The organism is Actinomyces israelii, assembly GCF_030253495.1.
Lineage (GTDB): Bacteria > Actinomycetota > Actinomycetes > Actinomycetales > Actinomycetaceae > Actinomyces > Actinomyces israelii.
This window is the reverse complement of sequence record NZ_CP124548.1, coordinates 1,410,191-1,428,727: the sequence shown is the minus strand read 5'-3', so window position 1 is coordinate 1,428,727 and position 18,537 is coordinate 1,410,191. Positions and strand designations below refer to the sequence as shown.

Below are 18,537 nucleotides of genomic sequence, written 5' to 3'. Positions count from 1 at the left end.
TCATGCGAAGATCTTCGCGGAGTCGTCCAGGGCCGAGGTGGGGACCATGAGGCTCCCGCCGTCGACCGTGAAGTCGATCGGGATCGGGTTGCACCCGCCCTTGAAGCCGATGGTGGCCGGGTTGATGGCGACGTCGCAGCGCTTGCAGATGATCTTGCCGTTCTTCTCGTAGTAGCCGGCGGGGCCGCAGTTCTCGCAGGCGTCCAGGCCGACGCCGTAGGCGCCCCCGTTCTTCAGGATCGTGATGAAGCGGACCTCTGTGCCGCTCGCGTCGTAGGCGAAGCGGTGCAGGTGCCCGTCGCTGATGTCCGCCAGGGCGACGACGGCGTTGCCGTCCCTGATCTCGTAGGGCTCGGGCGGGGAGAGGGTCGGCACCTCGTTGACCTTGGCGACAGCGACGGTCCGGGTGACCGCCAGGGCGCCGAAGCCCAGGGCGGAGGCCAGCACCCAGCGGCGGGAGCGGCGGCGCTCGGCGATCTCGTGGCGCCGGCGGGCGGGGTTGGGCTGCTCGGGCACGCGGCGCAGCGTCGCGGCGAAGGCGACGGCCATGGGGATGAGGAGGACTCCCGCCGCCGCCAGCAGGACGATGCCCGCGGTGTTGTTGGTCAGCCAGACCGTTGCACGGAAGGCCTGCCCGTGAAGAAGCACGATGTGCGAGCCGTGGAGGAGGGCGGCCAGGGCGGTGAGGTGCGTCAGCACGACCAGCAGGCCGAGGACGACGACGCCGGCGCGGGTGAGGCGGACCGGCGAGCGCCGGCAGGTCCGGTAGTACATGAAGGCGAGGACGGCCACGGCCGCCCACGCGCACAGGAAGCCGAGGACCCGCAGAAGCATGTCCGAGGTGAAGGTAGCCTCTCCCGGCTCGATGAAGGCCGTCAGCTGGAGGATCATCTCCGGCACGGCCCGGAAGAAGGCCAGTGCCAGGGCGATGCAGGCGACCGCGTTGGCCAGCGGGGCGAGGCGCCCCTGCCAGCCCCAGGACGGCCGGGCGACAAGCACGACCAGCACGACCAGCAGGGCAAGGTCAGCCAGGACGCAGGCCGCGAGCGTCGGGATGTTGACCTCCGTGCGGGAGATGATGACGGCCGCCGCGCGCAGTGCGGCGAAGACGACCCCCGCGGTGAGCCCCGCGACGGAGGCTCCCAGGCGCCAGCGGCTCGCGCGCGGCCACCCCTCGGGCCGAGGCGGCCCGAGCACGACGGCGAGAGCGGCATAGAGGAGGAACGGCAGCGTCATCCCGCCCACGACGGAGACAAAGCGTGCCAGCATGTCCAATCAGTCCCTTCAGGTTCGGGCCGGTCTTGCCCAGTTGCACATCCAGTTGTCCGTGGTCGGCGACCGGCCGCGGTCGGCACCCGTTGTCGGCGGGTACCGACCGCCCCGGCGCAGCCGGACCGCGTCGAGCCCTCACGAGGCCTCATGAGTCCCGGAGGCCTTGACGGGGAGGGCGGCTCGCGAGGCGCGCGTGCGCCCCGCGGGCCGGAGGATCACCACTCCTGCGGCGTGTAGTCCCAGTCCCGGCTGAGCTCGATGGGCGCGTCCCAGAAGCGTCCCTTGACCCCGGTCTCGGGGTCGACGTGAAGCATCCAGCCGCTCTCCGCCGGAGAGTGGATCTTCAGGGTGAGGGTGTACTCGCCGGCGCCGGGAAGCTTGATGTTGCCGCCGTAGTGCGGGCCGTCGGAGGCGTTCATCGACATGAAGGTGCCCTCGGCCGCGACCTTACCGCTGGACTTGTCCGTAATGGTGTAGTCCACCTTCAGGCCGGGGACGAAGTCGCCCGCGCCGTAGCCGAGGTCATTGTCCTTGTCGCCGGTGATGTCGGCCTCGAGGTGGAAGGAGGCATCGGAGGCCTTCAGACCCATACCGGCGGGTTCCATGTCGACGGGTTGGAAGTAGACGACAGAGACATCGAGCTCGTTGACGCCGTCCTTGCCCTGGGCGATCTGCTGGTCGCCGACCGGGTACTCCTGGAAGCCGGCGCCAGAGTCCTCCCCGGCCTCCTGGGTGGCGGAGTCGGCCGCCTTGTTGGAGTTGTTGCAGGCGGTCAGGCCAAGAGTCCCGGCGAGGACGAGGGCGCTGACGGCGCTCATGACCTTGAGCTTGGTACGCATGAGAATTCCTTGCTGGTGGGGTAACGCGACGTCGGGCGACGGGCGTCGGTCTTCCGGTCGGGTCCAGGACCGGGCCGGGAAGCTCGGGGAGCGGACAGTGAGCGCCGGAGCACGGGGCTCAGCCCTCACTTGTCCGCCGGCGAGGGATCCGCGGGCGGATCGTCGGCTGATGCAGGCGTCCCGGAGTCCTCTGCGTCGTGCGAGCCTGCGGGGTCGCCGGAGCCTTCGCCCTCGGAGGAGGCGGAGTCCTCTGGGGCGGCGGCGCCGGCCGATGCGGCGGAGAGCTCGGCGCCGTCGTCGGCCTTCTTCTCGGCCGCCCCGACCGAGTCGCCCGTCTTCGCGGCCCTGACCCGGTCCTCGCGGCGCCTGCGCACCGCGGAGATGACGAACAGGACGATGACGACGGCGGTCATGACCGCCTGGGCGATCAGGGTCTGCTTGTACGGGTAGAGCCCGAGGTAGTCGTAGGTGGGCCAGCCGGGCAGGTAGGAGGCGGGCACGAGGTCGCCCTCGATGAGGGCGTGGACGCCGCCGCCCGCGAAGATGACGACCAGCACCGCCATAATGATGCTGGTGATGGCGAAGAAGGGGCGCAGCGGGATCTTGACGCTGGTGAAGCGGATGAGCAGGAAGATCAGGACCAGGCAGACCGCCGCGGCGGCGAATCCCTGCCAGATGCTGGCGGCTCCGGAGGGGTTCATGGTGAACAGGGCCTCGTAGAACAGGACCGTCTCGGCGCCCTCCCGGAAGACCGCGAGGAAGGACAGGGACGCCAGCGCCCAGAAGCCGCCGGTCGAGATCGAGGACTCGGTCTTGTCCCTGACGTAGGCGTTCCATGCCGACACAGAGGACTTCGACAGCATCCAGTTGCTTGTGAACAGCAGCATCGCCATGGCCACGAGCGCGACGACGCCCTCCAGGATCTCCTGGTGGGAGTCCGCGGAGTCGTACAGGACCGCGAAGAGCACGGCGACGACGCCGGAGCCGACCAGGCCCAGCACCAGGCCGGCGTAGATGAGCTTGATGCGGTCCCTCATGCCCGCCTTGACCAGGTAGGCGATGATGGCGGCCACGACGAGGATCGCCTCCAGGCCCTCGCGCAGCAGGATGATGAAGGCCTGCCCGAAGGAGCCGGTGAAGAAGGCCTTGAGCGGGTTGACGCTCGCCGCGGCGCCGCCGTCGAGGACGGCGGCGTCCTCGGTGAGCATGCTCTTCAGGTCCTCGGCGTCGGCGGTGATCTCGGAGATGTCCGCGCCGTCGACCATCGCCTGGCGCACGACCTTGAACTGGTTCTCCACCTGGGAGACGCGGTTGCCGGAGATGGCCGCCATGACGGTCTTCTCGAAGCCGAGCTTCTCGTAGTAGCCGTAGTAGGCCTTGTTGATCAGGTCGGCCCCGCCCCGGCCGTCGCCGCTGGACGCCTTGTCCACGGCCTGGTCGATCAGCGGGGTCATCTCGGCGGCGACCTCGGTCCACGTGCGGCCCTCGCGGCCCTTGTTGACGTTCTTCCTACTGGCCTGGATCTCCGCGCGCTCGGTGGCGATGGCGTCCGCCTGGGCGGTCGCGTAGTCCCGCGGCGAGGCCAGGGAGCCGATGGCGTCGAGCGCGGTGCCGGAGCCGGCCAGGGAGGTCTTCAGGGAGGTGACGCCGGTGGTGATCGCGGCGTCATTGCCGGTCTTGTAGGACTGGGTGCGAAGGTCCTCAAAGGCCTCCTGCTGCTTGGTGGCGGTGTCCTGGCCGAGGTTGTCCTTGACAACGGTTCCCATGTTGGAGGCCCCGTAGCTCGTCGAGTAGGCCTTCTGGAAGGTCGCGGCGGCGCCGGCGGTGTTGCCGGACTGGTACTGCGTCAGCGCCTCGTCGAGGTCGGAGGAGACCGCCGCGGCGACCGCGCTCCAGGTGTCGTAGTCGGTGGCCCCGCCCTGCGAGGCGCTGGCGCTCGGAGTGGCCGGCGCCGACTCATCGGCGCGAGCACCGCCGGCGGATCCCAGCGGGGAGAGCACGCCGAGGAGCAGCAGAAGCACCGCCGCGAGGGCGATCAGCGCCCCCGGACGATGCGCAGGATCGTCCGCGGCCGGGCGGGAGAGGGGGAGACGGCTGTATGGCATTGATGCGGTCTTTCACACGACGCTGACAGGTACCGGAGCCAGGTTCGGTAACTCTGATGTTTGCATATTAGGTTAGGTTTCACTGCTCGTCGACGACAAATCACTACCGCAGGAAGGCGCACGCCGTGTCATCTCCAGCCGCGCACGGGCCGCGCACGGTGCGCGGGCCCGGCCCCCTGACGCAGCGGTGGCGCTTCGAGGCGACCGGGACGCGCTGGGAGGTCCTCACCTCCGCACCCCTGCCCCTGGAGCTGCGCGACCGCCTCGCCTCGCTCGCCGGCTCCTTCGAGGAGGTGTGGTCCCGCTTCCGTCCCGGCTCCCTGGTGCGCCGGGCCGCCGACGGCGGACTGGGAGCCGGGCCCCTCAGCCTCGACCTGCCGCCGGGCTCGGCCGTCCTGCTCGACCTGTACGACCGTCTGCACCGCGCCACCGGCGGAAGAGTCGACCCGCTGGTGGGAGCCGACCTGGTCGAGCTCGGCTACGACCTCGACTACTCCTTCGTCGTCCACCATGGCGCCGCCGCCCGCGTCGGGGCGGTTCACGGCCGCCCCGCCTGGGCGCAGACCGCTCGGCACGACGGCGACCGGCTGCACCTGGCCCGTCCTGTCCTCATCGACGTCGGGGCGGCCGGCAAGGGCTTCCTGGCGGACCTCATCGCCCACGAGCTGCGCGGAGCCGGGATCGGCGCTTTCGTTGTCGACGGCTCGGGTGACCTGCTGGTCTCCTCTCCCGAGCCGGTGTGCATCGGCCTGGAGGACCCGCGCGCACCGGGCCGGGTCGTCGGCTCGGTCTCGCTCACCGACGCGGCGGTCTGCGCCTCCGCCACCGGCCGCCGCTCCTGGGGGGGCGGCCTGCATCACCTGCTCGACGCCCGCACCGGCCTGCCGGTCCGGGGCGTGCTCGCCACCTGGGCGGTGGCGGCGACCTGCGCCGAGGCCGACGGCCTGGCCACGGCCCTGTTCGTCGCCGCCCCCGAGGCGCTGGCGCGGGCGGGCTTCCGCTACGACTTCGCGCTCATGCGCACCGACGGCACCGCCGCGGTCTCGCGCGGCCTGGCCGACCTGCCCGGCGAGCTCTTCACCGCCTGATCCGCCCGGCGGAGGCCTGCCGCCGAGGCGAGCCCCGGCGTCGTCGGCCTCAGCTTCGGTGATTCGCCCGTTGGTGGCGGGGTTGCGGTGAAGGTGGTCGTTCCGCCTGGGATAACGCGGTTTGCTGAAGATCGCATGGTTCCAGGAGAGCGAGCCCTCAAGGTGAAGCGCCTGCAGACAGGGGCTCAGGGCTCTCGGGGCTGTGGACTGCCGGGCGACGACGGCGCTGTGCCCGCCCGGACCAGATGATCCGGCCTGTCCCGGGTGCCGGTGGCATGATCGCCTTTGCACGCGCCATCGCCGGCAGTCAGTCAATATTCGTCGAATATTCACCACCTTTCCCGACCCGCCTTGCACAAAAGCCCTCGTTGAGCTGCCTGGTGTTTCTTGGACTGTGGTGGAGAAGAAGACGAGCTCGAGAAGCGAGGTTGAATCGGCTCATGTCGGCGCAGGGACTCGGTAGTGGGCTCGGGGAGCAGGTGGTCCTTGGTGTCGTGGGTGGAGGGGCTGGACTGTCGTGGGGGCGGCGGGGTCCTGTGGGCTGGTTCCTTGGGGTGGTGGGGGCTGGGTCAGGAGATGGGGGAAGGGACCGCCCGGAGTCCGTGGGCTCCGAGGTCGGTGCGGAGCGGTCGGCTGAGGGCAGGAGGCTGGGCGCCTGGCTGGGAGAGGCCAGGATTGGGGGGCGGGCTCGGGGAGAAGCGGCTTCCTTCCTTCGCGCAGGGGGTCCCGGTAGGCGCCCGGGCGCGCACTTGCGTCCGCCGCGGTGGGCAGGCGTCTGGCCGGTCACCATGGTGTGCCGCTGCCTGTGCCCGGCGCGGGCTCCCGCCGCCGGCTAGCCGGGAGAGCAGGTGGGTGGGCGACATCCACCTGTACCCGCACCCGGGGAGGTGCTCGATCTGCCTGGCGACCGTCCCAGGGCTGCTGCACGAGGAAAGCAGTCGGGGACGCCACTGGGACGACCACACGCGGCACCGGCCCCTGGTGTGCGAGGCGATCGGTATGGCGGCCCGCAGGCGCCCGCACGCGACAGGGGGAGACGATCCACCCCGCCCCGGACCCGCGGCACCCTGGCACACCCCCCGCCCAGCTCGCCGACCACCCGGAGGACCACGGAGCTCGCCCTCCGGACGGGCAGGACCAGGGCGTGCTGGGCGGGCGCCCGGGCGGAAGCTGGCGGGCGCCACCCTCAAGGAACGAGAGGGCCTATCAGATGGCCCACCACCACAAGAAGCAAGACCATCCGGGACACCGCCCCCCCTCAGGCCGAGCCCGGAACAAGCCCGGAACACACGATCAGAAACAGCTCCACCCCGCCCCGAGGGCACAGGACACCCGGCGAGGCCGACCAGGAGCACCGAGCAACAAGATAAACAGCCCGAGACACCGCCTTCAGAGCTGTCCGAGACACGCCCAGCAGCCCAGTGACGGCGCCGCCGTCGGCGGTCGCGACCCTCCACGTCTCAGAGCCCTCATGGACGGGGGCCTCCAGCACCTCGCGGGCCTCGTCGGCCCCCGTGTGCGGGTTGTGCGCCAGGACCAGGTCCCCGACCTCAACCTCGGCGATCGCCTTCGTGGATCCGTCACCCATGACCACAGGGGTGTCCGCAGCGAAACAGGCCCACCCGGTCACGCCGTTCAGCTTGTTCGCGATAGCGGCGCCGCCCCCGCCGCACAGTCCGCCCGTGCCCGCACCGCCCAGCGTGTTGGCCGCCAGCCCGCTCACCGTGTGAGGGCCATCGCCGGCCAGATAGGTCAAGCCACCGGATACACCGCCCTCGGCGGCGCCTGAGGCGACACCGCTGAGGATATTGCGTCCCGCCTGGCACAGGGCGGTACGCCCGAGCGCAGAGCCCACGGCAGATCCCACGCCGCCGCCGATAGGGCCGGTCGCCCCACCGATTGCGATGTCAGTGGCCATCTTCCTGGGGTCAATGGTCCCCGTTGTCAGGTACTGCGAGCCCGCGGAGAACGCGCCAGAGGCCGCAGCGCCGACGAGAATCGCGGCTCCAACCCCCGCACCCACGCCGGTGGCGCACATCACCACACCCGCGGTCACAACAGCAGCGGCAGCAACATACTGCCAGTTGTCCTTCACCCAGGATGTAGCCGCGTTCCACGCCTGTGAGAGCGCGCCGCTGTGGGCCTCGGAGTAGGCCTGCAGCTGCGCATCCGAGACCGGGGCGAGGCCCGTCGGGTCTGAGAAGCCAATCGGGTTATTGCCCGCATATGAGTACGCGTTGCCCGCCCACGCGGCCTCCGGCGGCGCCAGCAACGGATCGGTCGACAAGAACGAGCTCGTCATCGGATCGTAGACGCGCACTCCCATGACCTCGAGGCCGTCGAAGGCGAGGGTGGCCCGCGAGGTGACTGAGACTCCCTCGCCCACACCCATCAGCGGCTGCGAACCAGCCCACGGATCGGTATCCGTCTTCAGCCACGTGGAGGCGATACGGGACTCCTCTCGCCCCTCGGCCGCTGCGCCTGCCGCGGCAGTCACCCCTGCGGCTACGCTTACCGCGACCTCGCCGGCACTGATCGGTACGGGCAGGCCACTGGCCTGGTCCCATGCGAGAGCGGTGGAGTTGATTCGTGTCAGGTCACCACTCGCGCCCCACTCCAGGTTCCATTCATCCCCGGCCTCAAGGCGATCGCCGCGTTTGACCAAGGTAGTGACCTTGACCAGATGATCCTCCGCGTCCCAGGCATAGCAACGCCGCCCGCCCGGTCCTCGCTCGCCGGTGCGCCTGCCCAGCGCGTCATATGTGAAGCTCACCTCCTCCTCGCCCGCGCGGACCCGCACGAGCTGACCGGCGGCGTCATGCTGGTAGCAACGCACCCCGCCGGGGCCGTCCTCCTTGGTCATGCGCCCCAGAGCATCCCACGCGTACGTGTACACCTCACCGGACGGTGTGGTCACGCTCGTGAGCTGGCCACCGGCGTCGTACTTGTAGAAGGTCGTCTCGCCGTCCACCGCGCGAGAGAGAATCCGCCCGTCCTGGTCACGCACGAACGTGACGGTTGTGGCTCGACCCTCCTGGTGGACCACCTGACGGACGAGAAACCCGTTCTCCCACTCCCACGTGATGCGGATCCCGTCCCCGAGCGCGGACACGGCGCGGCCGAGACAGTCCCGCTCGATGCTGACGCGCCCAATCCCGTCCTGGGCGAACGCGCTGACCCGCCCCTCCCGGTCATATTCATAGACAGTGGCCTCCCCGTCAGGACGCACCATGCGCGTCACGCGGCCATCAGCATCGTGCTCATAGGTTGTGTGCAATGAACCCTGACGAGCGTGGATCATCTCGCCGCGCCAGTCCCACCACCACTGCCAGGACTCACCCCCGTCCCCGTCACGCTCATCGACCTGCATGGTCGCGACTGCCGGATCGAAGGCATAACTGCGGCGTAGCGTCCCACCGAGGCTCTCGGTGGCGATCCTGCCTGCACAGTCGTAAGTAAAAGTCCGCTCGACCCGGGCGGCATCCACCGTGCGCGTCACGCGCCCAGCACCATCATAGAAGTAACGGCTGGTCCGGCCCAGCGGATCCGTCAAAGACGTGACCCTGCCCATGCCGTCGAAAGACCGCGTGGTGACCCCGCCCGCAGGGTCGATTGTGCGGTACGGACGAGCATTCGCATCGTACTCGAACCGGGTGACCCCGCCGAGCGCATTAGTTACCGCAACAACCTGCCCAGCGGCGTCATAAGCATATTTGCGGGCCCCGTAGTACGGGTCGCGCACACGAACAACACGCCCCGCCTTGTCATAGGCAAGAGTCGTGACTCCAGAACCGGGATCGACCCTGCGCACCGGGCGCCCGCAGGCGTCGCGTTCCGTGGTGACCACCTCGCCGGTCGGCCACGATTCTGTGACGATATTGCCGTCAGCATCGTAGGCGAGTTCGAAACGCGCGCCACCGGTGGATACGGACGCGCACCAGCGCCCGGCGGCGTCGTACTCGTAGCTGTAAGACGCTCCGGACGCCATGGTCACGGTAAGCACACGCCCCGCCTCGTCGCGGCTGAACGTGGTGACCCCGCCATCGGGGTCCACCGTCTCGATGACGCGCCCGCAGCGGTCGTACCTGTAGGTGGTTTCCCTGCCGTCTGGACCAGCCTCAGCAATCAGTCTGCCCAACGGATCATGCTTCTCCGACCATGTCGCCTCACCGTCGGTGAGGGACTCGCCGAACCCGGCCGTACCAATCGCTGCCGTGCGCCGCACCCCCGTGGGGTCGGTACCGGCAACGATATGACCAACAGCATCATGCTCCAAGGACCACCTCGCCCCTGAAGCGTCGGTGACCTGGGTCAAACGGGACAAGGCGTCGTGGGTGAACTCCCAGCGGCTCTCATCCGGCAGGGAGACGGACGCTGTATTGCCAAGGTCGTCGATCTCCTTGGTTAGACGACGTCCCAGCTGGTCGATGGTCTCGGTATGGCCGGAATTAAACAAAATGGCATTCTGGGGCAGCTGCTGCGGGATTCCTGGTTGGCGTCTGCGGAGCACCTCGTATAAGATAGTCTCATGCAGATCGACATGACGGACGAGGAACGGGACATCCTCATCAGGTGGAAGAAGCGCCCGGACACCTACAGGCTGGTGAGAATGAAGGCGGAGGCGATTGTGTACGCTGCCCGCGGCGTCGGCCTGGATATTATCGCGGAGATGGTCGAGCGGGCCGAGGGGACGGTACGTGAGTGGCTGTCAGAATGGCGGAGATACAGGATGGGCTCCGTGGTAACCGGTCACGCCGGCAACGAGAATGCGGCAAAGCTCAAGCGGGCGCAGAAGGAGGAGCTGGAGGAGATTCTCAGTAGACCGCCCTCGGAGGCAGGCGTCAAAGCCGGTTTCTGGGACGTCCCGGCCCTTAAGGACGTCGTGCAGATCAAGTTCGGAGTCGAGTACAGGTCCGAGTCCTCCTATCGGCTGCTCATGCGCTTTCTGGGCATGACCTTCAAGCTCCCCGACCCGTTCGAGGGGCGCCGCGACGAGAAGGCCATCACCAGGCGGATGGCCGAGATCCGGCGCCAGGTCAACGATCTGCTCCAGGAGGGCTGGGAGGTCTGTACCGTCGACGAGGTCCGCGTCGAGCACGAGGCCGAGACCCGGCGCATGTGGCTTCCCAAGGGAAAGAGAACAAGGCTGTACGTGGACCGCAAGAAGGCGAGCCAGTCGTTCTTCGGGGCACTGAGCCTGACGACCAAGAAAATGAGAATCTACCCCATCGAGGGAAACCAGAACGCCGAGCAGATCACCCTCATGATGGATCGCCTGGCGCGCGAGACCGATGAGGGGAAGAAGATCGCGGTGGTCCTGGACAACGCCAGGTTCCACCACGCCAAGGCCTTGAACGATCTTTATGCCCCCGGCCAGGCTCTGGAGCGCATCACACCCATCTACATGCCCCCGTACGCCCCAGACCACAATCCCACAGAACACGTGTGGAACGCCGCCAAAAACAATATCGCCAACCTCCAGCGCGACACCCCGGAGAACACCTTCGCGGCCTTCACCGCCTACATCACCAACCGCACCTTCGACTACGACTTCGAGCACCTCCCAATCACACCATCACACACCGATCTTGTTTAATTCCAGCCATATCAGCGCCGGACTCATCATGAACAGTCTCGACTCTGCCCCCTAGCGGGTCGATCGTGGCGCGAAGGCGACCGGCCTCGGAGAACTCGTAGCCCCACACCGCCCCGTCGGGGTCGATGCGCCGCACGCACGCTCCCCCGGCGTCGTACTCGTAACGGGTAATCCGCCCGGCCGGAGAGACCGAGGCCGTCACGCGGCCGGCCTCGTCGCGTTCCAGGCGGGCGCACTCACCAGCGCCGTTAGTCACAGAAACGATATCGCCAAAAGAGTCGTACTCCATGGTGGTACGGCGCCCGGTGGGGTCCGTAATCCCGACAAGAAGATTCCTGTCCCACTCAACGGCGGTGGTCCCACCCTCGGGATCGATAATCCTCCTCGGGTGGCGGTCCGTTCCGTCATACTCGAAACGGGTGACGCACTCGTCACTGTCCTTAGAAACAGTGACCCGCACCTGGGTCAGGCGGTCCTGGTCGTCCCAGGTGCTGGTGGTGCGCATTCCTGTGGGGGTGCGCTCGATGAGCATGTGGCCGCGTTCGTCGAAGGTGCGCACGGTGCGTCCGCCGTCGCGGTCGGTGGCCACGACCTGGTTGCCCCACCGGTCCCAGGCCGCCGACTGGCGCTTGCCGTGGGCGTCCACCACGCCGATCAGGCGGCCGCGCCGGTCATAGGTCCAGACGTTGGAGCGCTCTCCGTCGGCGTCGGCGACCTGGGTGACCCGGCCCGGCAGGTAGGAGTAGCGGGTCGTGCGTCCGAAGGCCGACCGCTGGGTGCGCACCCGCCCCGCCTCGTCGTAGGTGTTGTCCGCCTCGACGACGCCGTCGGCGTCGGTGACCCGGACGATCAGGCCCGCCTCGCCCCACTCGTAGCCGCGCGACCCCCTGGGCGCCTGCGCGCCCGTCAGGCGCCCGGCCTCGTCGTAGACGTAGCTGACGCGGCGCCCGTCGGAGGTCTCGGCCGCCACCACGCGCGGACCGTCCCACACCAGGCGGATCGACCGGCCGCGCTCGTGCTCCATCCGCACCACGCGGCCCTCGTCGCGCACATAGGCCACGCCGGTGCCCTCCCCGCGGGAGTTGGAGACGAGCACGCCCGAGGCGGTGAACACCCACCGGCCGCCGGCGTTGTCGCTGACCACCAGGCGCTCGCCATCGGCGGCGTCCTCGCGCTCCAGCCACCGGCTCTCGCCCGTGGCGCGCTCCCACCCCTGCCCGGCGCGGGGGAACACCGCCACCGCCCCGTCGGCCTGCACCCACCGGGCGGCCTCGTCGTCGAGCTCGATACGAGACTCCAGGGCGCTGGCCCACCCGGGCCCGAACGCGCCCGGCTCCCGCGCCGAGGAATTGTACACGCGGATCAGCGCCAGGGCCCCGGACCCGCCGGTGAAGGCCAGGTCGATCTCCGGCTCCACGAAGCTGCCGGTCAGCGTGTTCACCGGGTCGTCCGCATACCCGGAGGTGATCTGGCCGCCCTGCACCATCGCCGGGTCGATCTCGATCTGCGAGCGACAGACCGTGACCCCGGCCGCCTCCAAAGACGCCTGGATCGCGGCGTCCGCGACCGTGGAGACGCCCTCTGCGCCGCCGACGGCCTCGAAGGCGCCGGCCACCGTACCCGCCCACGTCACATCGTTGACATTATTAGCCAGGTACGTGTCATAGGCCTTGAAGACTCCGGAGGCGTACACCGCCCCCCACGTGCACGTCGCCTCGAACGTCTCGTACCTCCCCCGCAGCGCGGCGGGGTCCCCCGCCAGCTCGTCATTGGCCGCCTGCGACGTGGTGGCGAACGAGCGCAGGTCCGCCGGCGCCGCCGAGCTCGTCCCCGACGTCTGCCCCGACGTGCTCCCCGGCCAGGGCGCCTCCCGGGCCCCCACCACCGGCTCCGGGACCGTCTGAGGCAGCGGCCTCGCCTCCGGGCCGATCGGCACGGGATCGGCGTGGAAGACCGCGTCCCAGGTCTTCTCGGCCCAGCTCTTGTTGTCGTGGTCGCGCTTCCACCTCCGTCCCGTCTCGCGGCGCTCCTGCTCCTTGCCCGCCTCCTCGGTCAGCGCATCGACCTTGGTGGCCACGTCGCGCAGGGCCCTCACCAGGTTCGTCGCGTCCGCCACCTGCACCCTCGCGTTGTCGGCGAACACCCGCGAGAAACAGCCCTCGAAGTCGGTCTCGGCCGTCGACACCGCCCAGGCGCGCGTGCCCGCCTGCCCCTCGATCAGTGTCGCGCTCGCACGGCACGCCGCCACCAGCGCGCTCGCGTCCGCCGCACTATAGGGAACATCCTCGTCAATACCCACCAGAGGGCCGACCTGGTCCGAGCCCTGCGGCATGACGCCTCCTTAACGACAGGCGCCCCGAACCACGCCGAACACAGCGATCGTACCCGGGACCCACTCTACACGGAACCCCTCCGGAAGCCTCCCAGAGGCCCCCCAGAAGCCCTTCCGCCAACACGACAGCTTATGGACAGCCCGCGCAGACAGCCCGCGCAGACAACGGCGACGCCAACGATCCCAGCCCGCCGCACAAAGAACCGACCCGCCTACCCCACCCACCAGAACCAGATTCCACAGCACCGCACACCCAACAGCCTTCCCGGATCATGCAGACAAGCCAACAGAACAAACAAAACCACGCGACAAGGCACCCAGCCACAGCCAGGCAACAATAATTCTAGACCCCACCAGACCCCGGACACCCACCACCCAGGACGACGTCGCCCCAGACAACCACAGCACCCAACCACCAGGGCCCGAGCGGCTAGAGGCTGCCGGACACCCCGCAACACCGGAGCAGCGCCCGGCCACCCGGGCCCCAACCACCCGGCCTCATAACCACGTGCGCACCCGGGCCGCGCACCCCAACCACGCACCGCTCCACGCCACGACCCCACCCCAGACCACCACAGCCGCATAGGGAGAAGGGCACGAGAGGACCCGGACCGGAACGATCAGGACAGGCGGGCCCGCACCGCCGCCAGGATCTCGTCGTCGACCTCAGTGCCCGTTTCAGTTCCCGTTGTTGAGGACGGCGTGACCGATCAGCTGGTCGATGCGCCGGACGTCGGCTCCCCTGCCGAGCTTGATCTTGATGTGGCCGGCTCGCGTCCACAACTCGATCTCGGCGTTGAGGTCGAGGGTCCCCGCATTCTCCGAGGACCACATGTTGATGGCGGAGTAGGGCAGGGAGTACATCTCGACCTTCCTGCCGGTCAGGCCCTGGGAGTCCTTCACAATGAGCCGCTTGGAGGTGAAGATGGCGGTGTCGCGGAAGGTCCGGAAGGCCGCCCAGGGCCGCTCGCCCTGCACGAGCAGCCGGCCGACGTCCTGAGGGATCGGCACCTCCGCATGGAACGTCCACGCCGTGATCGCCGCAGTCTCCATGAGGCCTCGATTGCGCTCTGGGCGGCACCGTCTGCCGCCGACGGCGCGATGCTAGCAGGTCGGGTCCCTGCGGGCCCCGGAGGCCGTCAGACCGGGGCCCCCACGCGCAGGGCGGGCGTGCCCAGGCTCACCGGGGCGGTGTCGGACTCGGGGGCGGTGTGCGCCTGGCTGCGGCGCCGCTCCCAGGCGTCCCCTGCCCGGGTGCGGCGCACCCGGAACAGCGCCGGACCGTCGTCGTACCAGACGCGGTCCCCGGCGCCCAGCGCGTCGTTGGCGACCCGCTCCCGGGTGCTGAGCACCTCCCCGCAGCGGGCGGAGTCGGCGATGAGGTTGTGCGGGGCGCCGTGGGTCACCCGCACTATCGCCATGTCCCCGGGCCGCGGAGCGCCCGCGGCGTAGTCGCCGGCCGCGAGACCGGCCGGCAGGGCGGCGTGGACGAGCCGGTTGTCCGCCGCGCGCCCCGAGACGCGGGCGGTCGCCGCGTCCCGGCGCCCCTCCCCCTCGGCGACGAGCAGCTCGACGACCCGCCCCTCCTGCTTGACGTTCTCCTCATGGGTGATGCGGCGGACCAGCTCGTCCAGACGCCGGTAGCGGTCCTTGACCACCTCGACGGGGACCGCGGGCAGGTCCGCGGCGGGCGTGCCCGGGCGGGGCGAGTACTCGAAGGTGTAGGCGGAGGCGAAGCGGGCCTTCTCAACGACGTCGAGGGTGGCGGCGAAGTCCTCCTCGGTCTCCCCGGGGAAGCCGACGATAATATCGGTGGTGATCGCGGCCTCGGGCAGCCTGGCTCGCACCTCGTCGAGGATCCGCAGGAACTTCGCGCTGCGGTAAGAGCGGCGCATGGCCCGCAGGATCCGGTCGGACCCGGACTGGAGCGGCATGTGCAGGCTGGGCATGACGGCGGGCGTGGCGGCCATGGCGTCGATGACGTCGCTGGTGAAGGCCGCCGGGTGGGGGCTGGTGAAGCGCACCCGCTCAATGCCTTCGACGCCGCCAGCGGCGCGCAGCAGCTTGGCGAAGGCGCCCCTGTCCCCGAAGCCGACCCCGTAGGAGTTGACGTTCTGCCCCAGCAGGGTCACCTCGGTGACCCCGTCGGCGGCGACCGCCTCAATCTCGGCCAGGACCTCCCCGGGCCGGCGGTCGCGCTGCCGGCCCCGCAGGGAGGGGACGATGCAGAAGGTGCAGGTGTTGTTGCAGCCGACGGCGATGGACACCCAGGCGGCGTAGGCGGACTCGCGGCGGGTGGGCAGGGTGGAGGGGAAGACCTTGAGGGACTCCTCGAGCTCGACGGCGGCCTCGGCGTTGTGGCGGGCGCGCTCCAGCAGGGCGGGCAGAACGTCGATATTGTGGGTGCCGAAGACGACGTCGACCCAGGGGGCGCGTTCGACGATTCCCTGCCCCATCTGCTGGGCCAGGCACCCGGCCACGGCGATCTGCATGCCGGGGCGCCGGCGCTTGACGGCGGCGAGCTGGCCAAGGTTGCCGAAGAGCCGGTTGGCGGCGTTCTGGCGCACCGAGCAGGTGTTGACGATGACGACGTCGGCACCGCCGTCGCCCGCCTCGGTGGCGCGGGCCGCGGCCTCGGGCACGTCCTCGACGCGCAGGTAGCCTGCGTCCTCGAGGAGGCCGGCCATGTGCTCGGAGTCGTGGACGTTCATCTGGCAGCCGAGCGTGCGCACGTGGTAGGTGCGCGGCGCGGCTCCTCGGGCGTCGAGCCGGGGTGTGGCGTCAAGAGTGGTCATCGCCTGGCAGTGTAGAGGAGGCGAAGGAGGCCGCCTGCCGCGGCTCCTCGTGCTACCCTCCTCCGCGGCGCCCGGGCGGGCGGCGCGAGGGCCATCGCCTGCGTGACGGCCCGCGGTCCAGTGCTGAAGAGGAGGAGCGAGTGGGTCACCCCACGATTCGGCGCGCGCGGGGGCTCATCGACTCGGGCGGCCCCGACCTCGCCGCCGAGCTGCTCATCACCGTCAAGCCCGAGAGCCCCGACCAGGACTACGACCGGTGGACGGCGCTGGCTGCGGCGCTCACGCTGACCGGCGACCTGGATCGCGCCCTGGACAGTGCGGACCGCGCCGTGTCCCTCCGCCCCGAGGGCCTGGATGGGCTGATCGCGCGCACCAGGCTTCTGCACCGGATGGGCCGCGAGGCCGAGGCCGTCCAGTGCGCGTTCGACGCCATCCGGATCCACCCCAGGAATGAGACGCTCTTCGGTCTGCTCGCCCTGTCCTATCTGAGCCTGGGTGAGACCGGGCCCGCGACGAGCGCGGCAGACATTGCCGTGTCCGAGGCCCCCGACAGCCGTTGGGCCCACCACGTGCGCGGCATGGTCTACCGGACCGTGAACCCTGCGGCGGCGAGGCACGCGTTCGAGAGGGCGCTCGAGCTCGACCCGGACCACGAGAAGTCTCGGCTGGAGCTGGGCAGGCTCAATACGGAGGCTATGGAGGCCATGGAGGCTGCACAGGCTGCGGCCCGAGAGCCCAAAACGCCGGATCAGTACCTCTCGGAGGTTCTCAGCAAGGCCTGCAAGAACACGCTCACGTTATTCATGTTGATCGTCATGCCAGTCCTCGTCCTGGCGAGGCTGCTGTTCACATTCACGAAGTCCGCACTCCCGATCTGGTGCCTGGTCGTGGCCCTCCTGATCGTCTTCGGCCTCTCGGCGCACTCCGGAATGAGAGATATCACCTCGTCCGTCCAAGCGGCGTCGCTCGGAGAGCACCCCTGGCGCTCCGCCTTCAAGAATAGCCATGGAGTGATCAAGCAGATCGGCAAGATCGCCCTCTTATGGACGACCATCCTGGGCTCAGCAGTCGCTTTCATCGCACTCACCATCTGGGGCTGATGCGACACGCGGTTCACCTGGGCGGCTCGCCCCCAGAACCTGAAGAGCACTCGCCTCCCACGCCCTAACCGAGATCGCGGAGGAGCCCCTCGGACAGCTCGGCGGACAGGGGCATGCCGTCGATCGTAGGCATCGGATCCGGCACAGACAGGGCGCCGTCGTCGCAGTCGAAGGCGGCCCCCGGGTCGTCGGTGCCGATGTCGCCCCTGAAGATGATGCGACGCGCCCAGCTCCCCGATCGCGCCTCCTCCAGGACGCCGCGGACATCGGCGACCTGAAGGGGGCCGCTGCGCCCCTGGGAGCTGCTCTCGACCAGGACGGACGCACCGGGGGCCAGGTCCTGCACCGTGAGATCTGTCCAGCCGGCCTCCCAGGACTTGTCGGAGAGGCCGTCGATCGGCAGGGCGGACAGGTCCCCGCCGGCCCGCATCTCAATGGTGGCCGTGAGGTGGCTCAAGGCGACCTGCTTGAAGAGCACGCTCTCGGGCAGGCTCGCAGGCGCTGCGAGCATCCAGCCGACGCGCCGGCCCCTGCCGTCCGGCACCGCCTGAGGAGCGGGATCTCCCCCGAGGTAGCAGGACAGGGTGTCGTCGGTAATGTCAGCCTGGCCCGCTCCATCGACGAGCACGGGGACGGCGATTGCCACGCACGCCCCAAGACGAGCCGAGTCCGTGGCGCCTGTGAGGCCGGCTGTGAGGACCTGGTCCTCGCCCCCGCTGGTCCATCGCAGATCGACATCGACGGACAGGCCCTGCCCGCCGGCGATCTCGTCAGAGACCTCCGCGTGGAGCCCGGTGAGGAAGGCGCCCATATCCGCCGCATCGGCGTCGCCCTCCTCGGATCTGCGGTAGAGGACGACCTTGGAAGCGACACCGGCGCCTTCGAGTCTGGTTGTGGCAGCAAGGCTCCGAGAACGGGCATAGGCCTCAACGGCGTCCCGCAGGGACTCAACGCCGGCAGCAGGCGAAGGAGGCGGCGGCATGACGCACCCGCACCCCCGATGCCACGGGGGTCGGAGAATCCCCTGGCTCACGGCGACCGCCCCGACCCCCGCAGCCCCGAGGAGGGCCACGCCGCCGACCAGGGCGGCGCGTCGCCCCACCCGAGACGCGCCGGTGCGTCCAGGCCTGTGGGAGGGCCCGTCATGAGAACGGCCCGGGACAGGCTGACGGCCAGCGTCAGTACTCATGATACGGACGATACCGGACCTCAGGCTCGCCAACGAGGGGCGCTTCCCCATCCAGGGCCCGGACGACTGGTTCCAATGCGGCGCGGATCCGAAGCTCCCAACCGCTTCCAGGGACAGGCGCGCGACCTCGGGCAGCACCGACTGCGACCACACGCGGCGGAGCGCAACCGCGCTGAGCAGAGTCTCCCGACCCGCGCTCGCGCCCTCCCGCGTAGTCGCTC

The 18,537-nt window shown here is 69.5% G+C and carries 11 protein-coding genes; 3 read left to right on the top strand and 8 right to left on the bottom strand.

Features of this window, described 5'->3' with window-relative positions:
* The 3 genes from AIF0345_RS05795 to AIF0345_RS05785 all read right to left on the bottom strand — a co-directional run bounded on the left by AIF0345_RS05795 (nt 1) and on the right by AIF0345_RS05785 (nt 4,216).
* Nucleotides 1-1,269 carry a DUF2318 domain-containing protein gene (locus AIF0345_RS05795; protein ID WP_273165873.1) on the bottom strand — a complete coding sequence of 423 codons (1,269 nt, stop codon included), beginning with the start codon at nt 1,267-1,269 and terminating at the stop codon, nt 1-3.
* A 218-nt stretch (nt 1,270-1,487) separates the two neighbouring features.
* Entirely contained in the window at nt 1,488-2,111 is a 624-nt protein-coding gene (locus tag AIF0345_RS05790; RefSeq protein WP_285297604.1) for an iron transporter, read from the bottom strand.
* Between the two features lie 125 nt (nt 2,112-2,236).
* Complete coding sequence (locus AIF0345_RS05785) at nt 2,237-4,216, bottom strand: FTR1 family iron permease (protein WP_285297603.1); 1,980 nt, start codon at nt 4,214-4,216, stop codon at nt 2,237-2,239.
* Nucleotides 4,217-4,341: 125 nt separating this feature from the next.
* Between AIF0345_RS05785 and AIF0345_RS05780 the strand changes: the two genes are divergently transcribed.
* Nucleotides 4,342-5,304 carry an FAD:protein FMN transferase gene (locus tag AIF0345_RS05780; RefSeq protein WP_285297602.1) on the top strand — a complete coding sequence of 321 codons (963 nt, stop codon included), beginning with the start codon at nt 4,342-4,344 and terminating at the stop codon, nt 5,302-5,304.
* Nucleotides 5,305-6,562: 1,258 nt separating this feature from the next.
* Here the strand turns inward: AIF0345_RS05780 and AIF0345_RS05775 are convergent.
* Nucleotides 6,563-9,760: an RHS repeat-associated core domain-containing protein gene (locus AIF0345_RS05775; RefSeq protein ID WP_285297601.1), complete on the bottom strand. Its 3,198-nt coding sequence runs from the start codon at nt 9,758-9,760 to the stop codon at nt 6,563-6,565.
* Between the two features lie 72 nt (nt 9,761-9,832).
* On the opposite strand from AIF0345_RS05775, the gene AIF0345_RS05770 reads away from it, so the two are divergent.
* A complete protein-coding gene (locus tag AIF0345_RS05770) occupies nt 9,833-10,900 on the top strand; it encodes an IS630 family transposase (protein WP_285297600.1) in 1,068 nt (355 codons plus the stop codon).
* On the opposite strand, the gene AIF0345_RS05765 is transcribed toward AIF0345_RS05770, so the two are convergent.
* From AIF0345_RS05765 to miaB, 3 genes are all read right to left on the bottom strand, one after another.
* The gene (locus AIF0345_RS05765) at nt 10,872-13,232 is read right to left on the bottom strand and encodes a DUF6531 domain-containing protein (RefSeq protein WP_285297599.1); all 2,361 of its coding nucleotides are present in this window, start codon (nt 13,230-13,232) and stop codon (nt 10,872-10,874) included. The two genes, AIF0345_RS05770 and AIF0345_RS05765, sit on opposite strands and share 29 nt — an antisense overlap.
* Before the next feature lie 678 nt (nt 13,233-13,910).
* The gene (locus AIF0345_RS05760; RefSeq protein WP_285297598.1) at nt 13,911-14,285 is read right to left on the bottom strand and encodes a PH domain-containing protein; all 375 of its coding nucleotides are present in this window, start codon (nt 14,283-14,285) and stop codon (nt 13,911-13,913) included.
* Nucleotides 14,286-14,371: 86 nt separating this feature from the next.
* A complete protein-coding gene (gene miaB, locus AIF0345_RS05755; RefSeq protein WP_285297597.1) occupies nt 14,372-16,027 on the bottom strand; it encodes a tRNA (N6-isopentenyl adenosine(37)-C2)-methylthiotransferase MiaB in 1,656 nt (551 codons plus the stop codon).
* A gap of 140 nt (nt 16,028-16,167) precedes the next feature.
* On the opposite strand from miaB, the gene AIF0345_RS05750 reads away from it, so the two are divergent.
* A complete protein-coding gene (locus tag AIF0345_RS05750) occupies nt 16,168-17,127 on the top strand; it encodes a tetratricopeptide repeat protein (RefSeq protein WP_285297596.1) in 960 nt (319 codons plus the stop codon).
* Nucleotides 17,128-17,191: 64 nt separating this feature from the next.
* Here the strand turns inward: AIF0345_RS05750 and AIF0345_RS05745 are convergent, their stop codons facing one another.
* Nucleotides 17,192-17,938 carry a hypothetical protein gene (locus AIF0345_RS05745; RefSeq protein WP_285297595.1) on the bottom strand — a complete coding sequence of 249 codons (747 nt, stop codon included), beginning with the start codon at nt 17,936-17,938 and terminating at the stop codon, nt 17,192-17,194.
* Nucleotides 17,939-18,537: the final 599 nt, after the last annotated feature.

Coding starts and splice junctions, on each gene's coding strand:
- AIF0345_RS05785 (WP_285297603.1), bottom strand. CDS start 4,216: ATGCCATACAGCCGTCTCCCCCTCTCCCGCCCGGCCGCGGACGATCCT.
- AIF0345_RS05765 (WP_285297599.1), bottom strand. CDS start 13,232: ATGCCGCAGGGCTCGGACCAGGTCGGCCCTCTGGTGGGTATTGACGAG.
- AIF0345_RS05770 (WP_285297600.1), top strand. CDS start 9,833: ATGCAGATCGACATGACGGACGAGGAACGGGACATCCTCATCAGGTGG.
- AIF0345_RS05745 (WP_285297595.1), bottom strand. CDS start 17,938: ATGGGCGCCTTCCTCACCGGGCTCCACGCGGAGGTCTCTGACGAGATC.
- AIF0345_RS05795 (WP_273165873.1), bottom strand. CDS start 1,269: ATGCTGGCACGCTTTGTCTCCGTCGTGGGCGGGATGACGCTGCCGTTC.
- AIF0345_RS05790 (WP_285297604.1), bottom strand. CDS start 2,111: ATGCGTACCAAGCTCAAGGTCATGAGCGCCGTCAGCGCCCTCGTCCTC.
- AIF0345_RS05760 (WP_285297598.1), bottom strand. CDS start 14,285: ATGGAGACTGCGGCGATCACGGCGTGGACGTTCCATGCGGAGGTGCCG.
- miaB (WP_285297597.1), bottom strand. CDS start 16,027: ATGACCACTCTTGACGCCACACCCCGGCTCGACGCCCGAGGAGCCGCG.